Origin of the sequence: Verrucosispora sp. WMMD573 (assembly GCF_027497175.1) — a bacterium.
GTDB lineage: Bacteria > Actinomycetota > Actinomycetes > Mycobacteriales > Micromonosporaceae > Micromonospora.
In genome coordinates this window covers 16,975-30,216 of the sequence record NZ_CP114901.1, presented here as the reverse complement: position 1 = coordinate 30,216, position 13,242 = coordinate 16,975, and the positions used below count along the sequence as shown (strand labels likewise).

Here is a 13,242-nt window from a genome sequence, read left to right as displayed (position 1 = left end):
TGGGGGTCAGCGACCGCGTGCCAACTCCTCGACCTCGGCGAAGCTGACGACGCGGTCACACTCATCGTCGGTCAGCTTGTTGATCAGAGCCTTGCCGGCCTGAGCCTGCCTGGTGGTGGGCAGCGCACCGGCAACGAGGTCCGGCAGCATCAATTCGTAGCCCACCCGGGCTCTGGCCGAGTAGCGATGACGGGTACGCGCCACCGCACCCGCCACCCGCAAGGCATGTTCGTTGCCCGGCGGAACATGCTCGCGGTCGACCTCACGAGCACCGAACCGCATCCGATGATGGAACTCGCACGTCTCGCACGCGGCCGGCCCCTGGGTCAGCCGTGACTCGCACGCCGGACACCTCAACCGATCGAGCGCGCCGTCGACGGTCCGCCAGTCGTACGCCGCCGGATCATTGGCCACCAGCCAGGCCAACTCGACCGCCTCGGCAGAATCGGGCTCGACATCGAGGTCGAGGAGAAGACGTTCCCACGCCCGACGAATCTCCGTCTCGATCTCGGCGACCACGCGGGCCAGCAGCGCGCTCCGCCACGCGCCCGAGCTACCGGTCAACCAGTCGCCAGTCACGATGGCGATCGTGGCAGCGCCCCACGCTCGACCTGCTGGTCAGGACCACTCCGCCGCCGGGCGCGGTACTCAAGGATTCCGTAGGTGACCATGAGGGTCGATGCGGCCAGCAACAGCAGAACCTCGATCCACCGGCCCGGAGTACGCCAAGTGCTGGGCATGACCTCCGTGAGGTTTCCTAGTCCCAGGAGTGCGTAGAAGCCCATGCACGCCGCCCCTGCGGCCCACAGCCGGGGGTGATGCAGGGCCCGCCCGAACAGCCGAACCGTTGCGGAGCGTCGGCTGCGGATGAGCACCCAGGCAGCGCACCCGACCAAAGCGACGGCCGCGCTGGCAAGCAGGATGTCCAGGACCGTTGCGCCAGCCTCGTAGGTCGTCACGGCAGTCACGGTAGCGGGCGCCACATAGCTGTGGGCCTCGGACGTCTGGACGTCCGTCGCCTTGATTCGGATGAGAGCGCTTCGGCAGTGGCGGGATGAGACTCCAGAAGGTGGCCTCCTGAGGCTGCCACTCTCCGGAGCCACCCGGCACTGTCCGACATGGCCGCCGCCCTGCGACCATCGCCGCTCGACGATGGGCATGCTGTGGCGGGAGGCGGTAAGACCCCTCATATGGCGCTCGGTCCGTCGCGAGGGCTCTGGCGGCGCAGGTCGCATCTGGTGAGGTGATTCGCGTCCGGCTGCCGATCTCTGGGCGAGCCGGGACTGGCACGAAGGGAACGCCCAGGCTCAACGATCGCACCAATGACCTGGGCCGACGTTCGTGGAGCGGGCGACGGGAATCGAACCCGCACCGTCAGTTTGGAAGACTGAAGCTCTGCCATTGAGCTACGCCCGCGTGCACCCGCAGGACCGGGTGCGCCCGACAGCCTACCCAATACCCGCGCCGGCCGCGCGGCCGTACCCGGCTCCGCGCCGCATCGACACGACAACATCGGGGATGTTGTCGTGTCGCGCCGCCGGGAGACGACAACATCCGGGAAACTGCACCTGCCTGCTGCCTGCTGCCTGCTGCCTGCTGCCTGCTGCCTGCTGCCTGCTGCCTGCTGCCTGCTGCCTGCTGCCTGCTGCCTGCCGGCGCCCTGGAGGGGGAGTGCCCGGTTTGTCATCGTTCGGCGCGTTGGGGGACGCCCCGGCAGCCGGTTGTCGGAGGGACGGCATAGACTGCTCGTCGCCACGGGGTGTGGCGCAGCTTGGTAGCGCACTCGCTTTGGGAGCGAGGGGCCGTGGGTTCAAATCCCGCCACCCCGACTGCCGCAAGCACCGGACGGCGGCACCCGGACGACCGGCACGCGGGGCAGGCCCGCCGCCGGCCCCGGGCGCTGCTGGTCCGGCGTGCCGGCTCGCCTACACTCGATGGGCCGAAAGTGCGCCCTGAATCAACCGAGATCCGTCAAGGAGTACGCCTGTGAAGAGCACCGTCGAGACTCTGAGCCCGACGCGCGTGCGGCTCGCCATCGAGGTGCCGTTCGTCGAGCTCGAGCCGAGCCTCAAGAAGGCGTACCGGGAGATCGGTCAGCAGATCCAGATCCCCGGCTTCCGTAAGGGGAAGGTGCCGCCGGCGATCATCGATCAGCGGGTCGGCCGGGGCACCGTGCTCAACGAGGCGGTGCAGGAGGCGATTCCGCAGAACATCCTCTCCGCCGTGCGGGAGCACGACCTGAAGACGCTGGGTCGTCCCGAGGTCGAGATCACCGAGTTCAACGACGGCGACTCGCTCAACTTCACCGCCGAGGTGGACGTCCGGCCGGAGATCACCGTGCCTGACCTGGCCTCGATCGAGGTCACCGTCGACGAGTTGCAGATCGACGACAGCGAGATCGACGAGCAGGTGAACGGCCTGCGTGAGCGCTTCGCCACCCTGAAGACCGTCGAGCGGGCCGCCGCCGAGGGCGACTACGTCCAGATCGACCTGCGGGCGACCGTCGACGGCGAGGAGGTGCCGGGCGGCTCGGCCAGCAACATCTCGCACGAGGTGGGCAGCAAGCAGCTCCTGCCGGGCCTGGACGAGGCGGTCGTGGGTCTCTCCGCAGGCGAGGACACCACCTTCACCACCCAGCTGGTGGGCGGCGACTTCGCCGGCCGCGACGCCGAGGTGCTGGTGACCGTGCGTACGGTCAAGGAGAAGGAGCTGCCCGAGCTGAACGACGAGTTCGCCCAGCTCGCCAGCGAGTTCGACACCATCGAGGAGCTGCGGGCGGACCTGCGTGAGCGGGTCACCCGGGGCAAGCGGGTCGAGCAGATCTACGCCGCTCGGGACAAGGCCCTGGAGCAGCTTGTCGAGGCCGCCGACGTGCCGGCGCCGGAGGGTGTGATCCGCGACGAGGTGGAGAGCCGCAAGGAGGCGATGGCCGACCAGCTGGAGCGCATCGGCGCCTCGATGGAGGACTACCTCGCCGCCGAGGAGAAGACCGAGGAGCAGATCGATGCCGAGCTGACCGACGCGGCCACCCAGGGCGTGAAGGTCCAGCTGCTGCTCGACACCCTCGCCGACGCCGAGGACGTGCAGGTCTCCGACGACGAGTTCGGTCACGAAATCGTCCACCGCGCTCAGCGCGCTGGCATGGCCCCCCAGCAGTACTACGACCAGCTTGTTCGCTCCGGCACCGCGGGCGCGGTCTACGGCGACGTCCGGCGGGGCAAGGCACTGGCCTCGGTGATGGAGCGCATCACGATCAAGGATGCGGCCGGCAACGTGGTGACCATGGACGCGCTGCGTGAGGCGAGCGAGCAGGAGCACTCGCACGAGCACTGATCGCCGGGTGGGGCCACCGTCCGCCGGTCGCGGTGGGTGGTGGCCCGATCCCTTTTCCGGGTACGCCTTCGGCCTGCTGCGCTGAGAGCGAACAGTGCCCGGACCGGGAGTCCGGCGACCGGCCCAGCGGTTAGTGTCGGACACGACGGTACGGAGAGCGAAGGGCTGCCATGACCGACATGCACATCCCAGCGAAGCCGCTTCGGGCGATCGACGCCCGCGGCGGTGACACCATTGGCAACCTCGACGACTCGGTCTACAACCGGTTGCTCAAGGAGCGGATCGTCTTCCTGGGCAGCGAGGTGACCGACCAGGTCGCCAACCGCATCTGCGCGCAGCTGTTGCTGCTCGCCGCGGAAGATCCGGACCGCGACATCAACCTCTGGATCAACTCGCCCGGTGGCTCGGTCTACTCCGGCATGGCCATCTACGACACGATGCAGTTCATCGACAACGATGTGTCGACCGTGGCGATGGGCATGGCCGCCTCCATGGGTCAGCTGCTGCTCTGCGCGGGCACGAAGGGCAAGCGTTACGCCCTCCCGCACGCCCGGATCATGATGCACCAGCCCTCCGGCGGGATGGGCGGCACCGCCGCCGACATCGCGATCCAGGCCGAGCAGATGCTGTACACCAAGCGGATGTTCCAGGAGCGCGTCGCCTACCACACCGGTCAGCAGCCGGCGCAGATCGAGGCGGACTCGGACCGGGACCGCTGGTTCACCGCCCAGGAAGCCGTCGACTACGGCTTCATCGACAAGGTGATCACGGGGGCCGCCCAGGTTCCCGAGGGCGCCGGGACCCTGAGCTGATCGAGGAGCAGACGATGACCGACCTCAGCCTGCCGCCCCAGTTCGCGGCCGTGCACAACCGCTATGTTCTGCCGTCGTTCGTCGAGCGCACGTCGTACGGGGTCAAGGAGTCCAACCCGTACAACAAGCTCTTCGAGGACCGCATCATCTTCCTCGGCGTGCAGGTGGACGACGCGTCGGCCAACGACGTGATGGCACAGCTGCTCACCCTGGAGGGGACGGACCCCGACCGGGACATCATCATGTACATCAACTCGCCGGGCGGCTCGTTCACCGCCATGACGGCGATCTACGACACCATGCAGTACGTCCGGCCGGACATCTCGACGGTCTGCCTCGGTCAGGCCGCCTCGGCCGCCGCGGTGCTGCTCTCGGCCGGTACCCCGGGCAAGCGGATGGCCCTGCCGAACTCGCGCATCATCATCCACCAGCCGGCCACCGAGGGCGGCTACGGGCAGGGCTCGGACATCGAGATCCAGGCCAAGGAGATCCTGCGGATGCGTACCCAGCTGGAGGAGATGCTCTCCCGGCACTGCAACCGCCCGGTCGACCTGGTACGCAAGGACATCGACCGTGACAAGATCATGACAGCTGAGGAGGCCCGCGAGTACGGGCTGGTCGACACGATCCTCACCAGTCGTAAGAAGGGTCTGTTGGCCGCGAACGCGGCCAGCTGACCGCTGCCGGGTCAGAGGTCGGTCGGGCTCGTTGTCGACCGACCTCTGACACACCCGTTTTGGGGGTCGGAGAAACCTCCGGCAGCGGGTAACGTCGGGTCCGTACGCTTCGCCGGGCGACCGGCGAGCGTGGGAAAGACGGGCGGAGCGTCAGCGTCCGCAGGTCGTGGCCGGGGCTGCCGGCCGATGAGTGCAGGGAGAACGTAGGTGGCACGGATCGGTGACGGCGGCGACCTACTTAAATGCTCCTTCTGTGGGAAGTCGCAGAAGCAGGTCAAGAAGCTCATCGCAGGCCCCGGGGTCTACATCTGCGACGAGTGCATCGATCTCTGCAACGAGATCATCGAAGAGGAGCTGGCCGAGTCCGGCGAGGTGAAGTGGGAAGAGCTTCCCAAGCCGATGGAGATCTGCCAGTTCCTCGACAACTACGTCGTGGGGCAGGAGGGGGCCAAAAAGGCGCTCGCTGTCGCGGTCTACAACCACTACAAGCGAATCCAGGCCGAGGCGGCCGGCGCGCCGGGCTCCGGCAACGACGGGGTGGAGCTGGCCAAGTCGAACATCCTGTTGCTGGGTCCGACCGGTTGTGGCAAGACCCACCTGGCGCAGACTCTGGCCCGGATGTTGAACGTGCCCTTCGCGATCGCCGATGCCACCGCCCTCACCGAGGCCGGCTACGTGGGCGAGGACGTGGAGAACATCCTCCTCAAGCTGATTCAGGCAGCGGACTACGACATCAAGCGGGCCGAGACCGGCATCATCTACATCGATGAGGTCGACAAGATCGCCCGCAAGTCGGAGAATCCCTCGATCACCCGTGACGTCTCCGGTGAGGGCGTTCAGCAGGCGCTGCTGAAGATGCTTGAGGGCACCGTCGCGAACGTGCCGCCACAGGGTGGCCGCAAGCACCCCCACCAGGAGTTCATCCAGATCGACACCACAAACGTGCTGTTCATATGCGGTGGTGCCTTCGCCGGTCTGGATCAGATCATCGAGGCGCGTACGGGGCACGGGGGCACCGGCTTCGGCGCCCGTCTCCGCGCTGTCTCCGATCGCTCCACCGACGACATCTTCAGCCAGGTGATGCCGGAGGACATGCTCAAGTTCGGGCTGATCCCCGAGTTCATCGGTCGGCTACCGGTGATCACGAGTGTCCGGAGCCTGGACCGCACCGCGCTGGTGAGGATCCTCACCGAGCCGCGCAACGCCCTGGTCCGGCAATACCAGCGCCTGTTCGAGCTGGACGGCGTCGAGCTGGAGTTCGAGCGGCCCGCCCTCGAAGCGATCGCCGATCAGGCAATGCTGCGTGGCACCGGCGCTCGTGGGCTGCGCGCCATCATGGAGGAGGTGCTGCTCTCCGTGATGTACGAGGTGCCCAGTAATCCTGATGCCGCCCGGGTGCTGATCACCCGTGAGGCGGTACTGGAAAACGTGAACCCGACGATCGTTCCGCGCGAGTTCACGGGTCGTCGTGCCCGGCGCGAGCGCGAGGAAAAGTCCGCCTGAACTCGACCGGCGGCTCGGGTCTTCCCGATACCGACGACGCCGAGGTACGGGCGGCGGCGACCGCCGCGCTGCTGGGCGAGGTTCCCTCGACCGCACACTGCGGCCGGCCACCATCCACCCGTACGCTGGCAGCCATGCGCGTCGCCGTCTGCCAGCTGAACTCCCGGGATGACCGAGAGGCGAACCTCGCCGCCGCGGAAGCGCTTATCGATCGCGCCGCGAAGGCCGGCGCGGATCTGGTGCTGCTGCCGGAGTACGTCGACTATCTCGGACCAGGTGCCGGGATGCCGGCACCGGAGTCCGCGGACGGCCGGGTGGGTCAGTTCTTCGCCGCTGCCGCTCGCCGGCACGGGGTCTGGCTGATCGCCGGCTCGTACCACGAGGCGGGTCCCGACCCGGACCGCACCTGGAACACCACGCTGGTCTTCGACCGTTCCGGCGCGCTTGCCGCCTCGTACCGCAAGATCCACCTGTACGACGTGGAGATCCCCGGCCGTGTCTCCTACCGAGAGTCCACGACCGTGGCCCCCGGGGAGCAGCCGGTCGTGGTCGACGTCGAAGGGTTACGGGTGGGCCTGTCGATCTGCTATGACCTGCGCTTTCCCGAGCTCTATCGACAGTTGGCCACTGTTGGTGCCGCCAAGCTGTTGGTGGTACCGGCGGCCTTCATGATGCACACCGGGAGAGATCACTGGGAGGTGCTGCTGCGCGCCCGCGCGATCGAGAACCAGTGTTTCGTCGCGGCAGCCGGGCAGACGGGTGACCACGAGCCCGGCCGCACCTGTTACGGGCGGAGCATGGTGATCGATCCGTGGGGGACGGTGTTGTCCCAGGTGCCCGATGGTCCGGGGCTGGCGGTAACCGACATCGACCTGAGCTGTCTGGACCGAACCCGTGCCGAGCTGCCCAGTCTGGCGAATCGCCGGCTCTGACGACCTATCCCTGAAGTAGTACGCCGACCAGCGCGAAGCCGGCGATGGCGGCTGCGGTGATCAGAAGGGCGGTACCCATCCGGGACGGGCCGCGTCGGGCCAGCCGGCCGATCGAGACCAGGACCGCGAAGAGCACGAAGGCCCCGATGAGCAGTTGCCATATCGGTAACAGCAGGCCGAGCAGCGCGTCCTCGGCGAGGACCGGGCTCACGGGCCGGGACACGTCATCCATGCCTGACACTCTGGCACGTCGCGACCCCTCGTGGCCGTCCGCGCGGAGACTTACAGCAGAGCCTGCGTCCGTATCCCGTACCGGTTTCGGTCAGCCGGCTGAGTTGTCGGCCGGGTCCCGATCGCCGGGACGCCACCCGACCAGCGTTCGCCGAACTCGAATCTCCCATCGATGAGAGATGATTTGCCTTCTCGGGGGCGTCCGCGTAACTTTCTCTCTGCACGCGGGAGGCCGGGCAAACCGGCCGAGAACGGGCGCCAGCAACGCGGAGACCATGTCAGCGCGGTGCTGAGGCCGGGTGGTGCGGAGCAACTCAGCGAGATGGAGTTGCGATCGCGAAGCCAACCGGGTAGGGTTCTGGAGCCGGCAGGAGCCGGGCAGATTATCCTGAGTGATGATCGGCCGGTCTGCGGTCCTCCACGACAGTCGCTGACACCGCAAGGTGAGCGTTGGCGTGGGCCCCGAGTCAGCTACGAGCACCTGATCACTCAGGTTGACCTCGAAGCGCGGTTCGGATAGTTTGGAGCGGTTGCCCCGAACGCGGTTCCTCGAATGAGGCCGGGTTTGGTGTGTGGTTGTTCTTTGAGAACTCAACAGGGTGCTTGATAAGCCAGTGCCAAGTTTGTTTTTTTCCCGGGCTGGCCAGGTTTTTCTGGTTGGTTTGGATTCCTTTGGCAACATTTTTTGTTGCTGGGATGGATTTTTCGACAGGTTTTTGTTGGAGAGTTTGATCCTGGCTCAGGACGAACGCTGGCGGCGTGCTTAACACATGCAAGTCGAGCGGAAAGGCCCTTCGGGGTACTCGAGCGGCGAACGGGTGAGTAACACGTGAGCAACCTGCCCTAGGCTTTGGGATAACCCCGGGAAACCGGGGCTAATACCGGATATTCACTTGCGGGCGCATGTTTGTGGGTGGAAAGTTTTTCGGCTTGGGATGGGCTCGCGGCCTATCAGCTTGTTGGTGGGGTGATGGCCTACCAAGGCGACGACGGGTAGCCGGCCTGAGAGGGCGACCGGCCACACTGGGACTGAGACACGGCCCAGACTCCTACGGGAGGCAGCAGTGGGGAATATTGCACAATGGGCGGAAGCCTGATGCAGCGACGCCGCGTGAGGGATGACGGCCTTCGGGTTGTAAACCTCTTTCAGCAGGGACGAAGCGTGAGTGACGGTACCTGCAGAAGAAGCGCCGGCCAACTACGTGCCAGCAGCCGCGGTAAGACGTAGGGCGCGAGCGTTGTCCGGATTTATTGGGCGTAAAGAGCTCGTAGGCGGCTTGTCGCGTCGACTGTGAAAACCCGTGGCTCAACTGCGGGCCTGCAGTCGATACGGGCAGGCTAGAGTTCGGTAGGGGAGACTGGAATTCCTGGTGTAGCGGTGAAATGCGCAGATATCAGGAGGAACACCGGTGGCGAAGGCGGGTCTCTGGGCCGATACTGACGCTGAGGAGCGAAAGCGTGGGGAGCGAACAGGATTAGATACCCTGGTAGTCCACGCTGTAAACGTTGGGCGCTAGGTGTGGGGGGCCTCTCCGGTTCTCTGTGCCGCAGCTAACGCATTAAGCGCCCCGCCTGGGGAGTACGGCCGCAAGGCTAAAACTCAAAGGAATTGACGGGGGCCCGCACAAGCGGCGGAGCATGCGGATTAATTCGATGCAACGCGAAGAACCTTACCTGGGTTTGACATCGCCGGAAATCTCGCAGAGATGTGGGGTCCTTCGGGGCCGGTGACAGGTGGTGCATGGCTGTCGTCAGCTCGTGTCGTGAGATGTTGGGTTAAGTCCCGCAACGAGCGCAACCCTCGTCCCATGTTGCCAGCAATTCGGTTGGGGACTCATGGGAGACTGCCGGGGTCAACTCGGAGGAAGGTGGGGATGACGTCAAGTCATCATGCCCCTTATGTCCAGGGCTTCACGCATGCTACAATGGCCGGTACAATGGGCTGCGATACCGTGAGGTGGAGCGAATCCCAAAAAGCCGGTCTCAGTTCGGATCGGGGTCTGCAACTCGACCCCGTGAAGTCGGAGTCGCTAGTAATCGCAGATCAGCAACGCTGCGGTGAATACGTTCCCGGGCCTTGTACACACCGCCCGTCACGTCACGAAAGTCGGCAACACCCGAAGCCGGTGGCCCAACCCTTGTGGAGGGAGCCGTCGAAGGTGGGGCTGGCGATTGGGACGAAGTCGTAACAAGGTAGCCGTACCGGAAGGTGCGGCTGGATCACCTCCTTTCTAAGGAGCACCATCCACCGAAAGGTGGTATGGAGCCCGCGGCCTGCGGATGTCGGGTCGGGGTGCTCGATTGGCGGAGACACTGGTGAGTTTTTCCTCGGCAACGGTCAGGGCGCTTAGTACAGCCGGCTTTCGGGTTGGTGGGAACGGTTGCTGTGGTGCGGCTGGGGAGGGATGTAAAGCACCCTGTTGGGTCCTGAAGGAACAACCTGTGTGGTTGTTGTTTCAGAGCCTTGAGGCGAGCGGGAGCTTGTCGAGGCGCCAGGCATGGCTTGGTTTCTCATACCGCCGGTGGTTGCCGGGCTGGTGGGAGACGGTGGGTTGTGGGTTGGTTGTTTGTTGAGAATTGCACAGTGGACGCGAGCATCTTTGTGGTCAAGTTGTCAAGGGCGAACGGTGGATGCCTTGGCACCAGGAGCCGATGAAGGACGTGGGAGGCCGCGATAGGCCTGGGGGAGCTGTCAACCGAGCTGTGATCCCAGGGTGTCCGAATGGGGTAACCCGGCATCAGTCATGTGGTGTCACCTGCACCTGAACTCATAGGGTGTGTGGAGGGAACGCGGGGAAGTGAAACATCTCAGTACCCGTAGGAAGAGAAAACAATAGTGATTCCGTGAGTAGTGGCGAGCGAAAGCGGATTGAGGCTAAACCGGTTGCGTGTGATACCTGTCAGGGGTTGCGTGGTCGGGGTTGTGGGACCCTGCTACACGAGCTGACACTCGTGTGAGGAGTGATAAAGCCAGTTGTTAGCTGAATGGTCTGGAAAGGCTGACCGTAGACGGTGATAGTCCGGTAGGTGAAAGCAGCTGGTCTTCTGTGGGTGTTCCCGAGTAGCGGCGGACTCCTGAAATCTGCCGTGAATCTGCCAGGACCACCTGGTAAGCCTAAATACTTCCTGGTGACCGATAGCGGACGAGTACCGTGAGGGAATGGTGAAAAGTACCCCGGGAGGGGAGTGAAATAGTACCTGAAACCGTTCGCCTACAATCCGTCGGAGCCTTGCGGGGTGACGGCGTGCCTTTTGAAGAATGAGCCTGCGAGTTAGTGGCATGTGGCGAGGTTAACCCGTGTGGGGGAGCCGTAGCGAAAGCGAGTCTGAAGAGGGCGTTTGAGTCGCATGTTCTAGACCCGAAGCGGAGTGATCTAGCCATGGGCAGGCTGAAGCGCGGGTAAGACCGTGTGGAGGGCCGAACCCACCAACGTTGAAAAGTTGGGGGATGACCTGTGGTTAGGGGTGAAAGGCCAATCAAACTCCGTGATAGCTGGTTCTCCCCGAAATGCATTTAGGTGCAGCGTCGTGTGTTTCTTGCCGGAGGTAGAGCACTGGATGGTCTAGGGGGCCTACAAGCTTACCGAAATCAGCCAAACTCCGAATGCCGGTAAGTGAGAGCGCGGCAGTGAGACTGCGGGGGATAAGCTTCGTAGTCGAGAGGGAAACAGCCCAGATCACCAGCTAAGGCCCCTAAGCGTGTGCTAAGTGGAAAAGGATGTGGGGTCGCATAGACAACCAGGAGGTTGGCTTAGAAGCAGCCACCCTTTAAAGAGTGCGTAATAGCTCACTGGTCAAGTGGTTCCGCGCCGACAATGTAGCGGGGCTCAAGCACACCGCCGAAGCTGTGGCATTCACACAATGACTTCGCGAGGTCCTTTGGGGTTTCGTGCAGGTGTGTGGGTGGGTAGGGGAGCGTCGTGCCGGGGGTGAAGCAGCGGGGTGACCTAGTTGTGGACGCGGCACGAGTGAGAATGCAGGCATGAGTAGCGAAAGAAGGGTGAGAAACCCTTCCGCCGGATGACCAAGGGTTCCAGGGCCAGGTTAATCCGCCCTGGGTGAGTCGGGACCTAAGGCGAGGCCGAGAGGCGTAGTCGATGGACAACGGGTTGATATTCCCGTACCCGCGAAGGAGCGTCCCTGATGAACCTCGTTGTGCTAACCATCCGAGCTAGCCGAGACCTTCGGGTCGAGGTTGGTGAGCGTGGGAACCTGGCGGGTAGTAGTCAAGCGATGGGGTGACGCAGGAAGGTAGCTGAGCCCGGCCGGTGGTTGTGCCGGGGTAAGCGTGTAGGCCGTGCCATAGGCAAATCCGTGGCGCACAGGGCTGAGACGTGATGCCGAGCCGATTCAGGTGAAGTCAGTGATCCTATGCTGCCGAGAAAAGCCTCTAGCGAGTTTCGAGCGGCCCGTACCCCAAACCGACACAGGTGGTCAGGTAGAGAATACCGAGGCGATCGGGCGAACTGTGGTTAAGGAACTCGGCAAATTGCCCCCGTAACTTAGGGAGAAGGGGGGCCGGAGACGTGAAGCCCCGCGCGGGTGGAGCGTTGTATGGCCGCAGAGAGCAGGGGGAAGCGACTGTTTACTAAAAACACAGGTCCATGCGAAGAAGTAATTCGATGTATATGGACTGACGCCTGCCCGGTGCTGGAACGTTAAGGGGACCTGTTAGCTCTTTTGGGGCGAAGCGGAGAACTTAAGCGCCAGTAAACGGCGGTGGTAACTATAACCATCCTAAGGTAGCGAAATTCCTTGTCGGGTAAGTTCCGACCTGCACGAATGGCGTAACGACTTCCCCACTGTCTCAACCACAGGCCCGGCGAAATTGCAGTACGAGTAAAGATGCTCGTTACGCGCGGCAGGACGGAAAGACCCCGGGACCTTTACTATAGCTTGACATTGGTATTTGAGTCGGCTTGTGTAGGATAGGTGGGAGCCGGTGAAGCTCATACGCCAGTATGGGTGGAGGCAATCTTGAAATACCACTCTGGTTGATTCGGGTATCTAACTTCGGACCGTTATCCGGTTCAGGGACAGTGTCTGGTGGGTAGTTTAACTGGGGCGGTTGCCTCCTAAAGGGTAACGGAGGCGCCCAAAGGTTCCCTCAGCCTGGTTGGCAATCAGGTGTTGAGTGCAAGTGCACAAGGGAGCTTGACTGTGAGACTGACGGGTCGAGCAGGGACGAAAGTCGGGACTAGTGATCCGGCACTTGCGTGTGGAAGCGGTGTCGCTCAACGGATAAAAGGTACCCCGGGGATAACAGGCTGATCTTCCCCAAGAGTCCATATCGACGGGATGGTTTGGCACCTCGATGTCGGCTCGTCGCATCCTGGGGCTGTAGCAGGTCCCAAGGGTTGGGCTGTTCGCCCATTAAAGCGGTACGCGAGCTGGGTTTAGAACGTCGTGAGACAGTTCGGTCCCTATCCGCCGTGCGCGTAGGATACTTGAGAAGGGCTGTCCCTAGTACGAGAGGACCGGGACGGACGAACCTCTGGTGTGCCAGTTGTCCCGCCAGGGGCACGGCTGGTTAGCTACGTTCGGAAGGGATAACCGCTGAAAGCATCTAAGCGGGAAGCCTGCTTCAAGATGAGGTATCCCATCCACCTTTGGTGGGGTAAGGCCCCCAGCTAGACGACTGGGTTGATAGGCCGGAAATGTAAGCCCGGTAACGGGTTCAGTTGACCGGTACTAATAGGCCGAGGACTTGACTATCAAAGTTGCTACGCGTCCACTGTGTAACTCACAACAAAC

8 protein-coding genes, 2 tRNA genes and 2 rRNA genes are annotated in these 13,242 nt (G+C 63.7%); 8 read left to right on the top strand and 4 right to left on the bottom strand.

What is annotated here, in order from left to right; translation table 11 throughout:
- Positions 1-6 precede the first annotated feature (6 nt).
- The 3 genes from O7601_RS00125 to O7601_RS00115 all read right to left on the bottom strand — a co-directional run bounded on the left by O7601_RS00125 (position 7) and on the right by O7601_RS00115 (position 1,416).
- Positions 7-579: a hypothetical protein gene (locus tag O7601_RS00125; protein ID WP_281564290.1), complete on the bottom strand. Its 573-nt coding sequence runs from the start codon at positions 577-579 to the stop codon at positions 7-9.
- Positions 576-959, bottom strand: a complete 384-nt coding sequence (locus O7601_RS00120) for a hypothetical protein (protein ID WP_281564289.1) — start codon at positions 957-959, stop codon at positions 576-578. Before O7601_RS00120 ends, O7601_RS00125 begins: the two co-directional genes overlap by 4 nt.
- A 383-nt stretch (positions 960-1,342) precedes the next feature.
- Positions 1,343-1,416 (bottom strand) — tRNA-Gly (locus tag O7601_RS00115).
- A gap of 339 nt (positions 1,417-1,755) precedes the next feature.
- On the opposite strand from O7601_RS00115, the gene O7601_RS00110 reads away from it, so the two are divergent.
- The 6 genes from O7601_RS00110 (at position 1,756) to O7601_RS00085 (ending at position 7,257) form a co-directional block, all read left to right on the top strand.
- Positions 1,756-1,829 (top strand) — tRNA-Pro (locus O7601_RS00110).
- Positions 1,830-1,986: 157 nt separating this feature from the next.
- Positions 1,987-3,333, top strand: a complete 1,347-nt coding sequence (gene tig / locus O7601_RS00105; protein ID WP_281564288.1) for a trigger factor — start codon at positions 1,987-1,989, stop codon at positions 3,331-3,333.
- 170 nt (positions 3,334-3,503) lie between these two features.
- Positions 3,504-4,145 carry an ATP-dependent Clp protease proteolytic subunit gene (locus tag O7601_RS00100; RefSeq protein ID WP_093411495.1) on the top strand — a complete coding sequence of 214 codons (642 nt, stop codon included), beginning with the start codon at positions 3,504-3,506 and terminating at the stop codon, positions 4,143-4,145.
- A gap of 14 nt (positions 4,146-4,159) precedes the next feature.
- On the top strand, positions 4,160-4,822 hold the full coding sequence (locus O7601_RS00095; RefSeq protein ID WP_093411492.1) for an ATP-dependent Clp protease proteolytic subunit: 663 nt from the start codon (positions 4,160-4,162) through the stop codon (positions 4,820-4,822).
- 207 nt (positions 4,823-5,029) lie between these two features.
- Entirely contained in the window at positions 5,030-6,325 is a 1,296-nt protein-coding gene (clpX, locus tag O7601_RS00090) for an ATP-dependent Clp protease ATP-binding subunit ClpX (protein WP_210830537.1), read from the top strand.
- Positions 6,326-6,459: 134 nt separating this feature from the next.
- The gene (locus tag O7601_RS00085; protein ID WP_281564287.1) at positions 6,460-7,257 is read left to right on the top strand and encodes a carbon-nitrogen hydrolase family protein; all 798 of its coding nucleotides are present in this window, start codon (positions 6,460-6,462) and stop codon (positions 7,255-7,257) included.
- Positions 7,258-7,261: 4 nt separating this feature from the next.
- Here the strand turns inward: O7601_RS00085 and O7601_RS00080 are convergent, their stop codons facing one another.
- On the bottom strand, positions 7,262-7,489 hold the full coding sequence (locus O7601_RS00080; RefSeq protein WP_281564286.1) for a hypothetical protein: 228 nt from the start codon (positions 7,487-7,489) through the stop codon (positions 7,262-7,264).
- A 715-nt stretch (positions 7,490-8,204) separates the two neighbouring features.
- Here O7601_RS00080 and O7601_RS00075 point away from each other — a divergent pair.
- Positions 8,205-9,719, top strand: a 16S ribosomal RNA gene (locus O7601_RS00075).
- A gap of 373 nt (positions 9,720-10,092) precedes the next feature.
- Positions 10,093-13,203, top strand: a 23S ribosomal RNA gene (locus O7601_RS00070).
- Together the 16S and 23S rRNA genes form the textbook arrangement of a ribosomal RNA operon.
- Positions 13,204-13,242 lie beyond the last annotated feature (39 nt).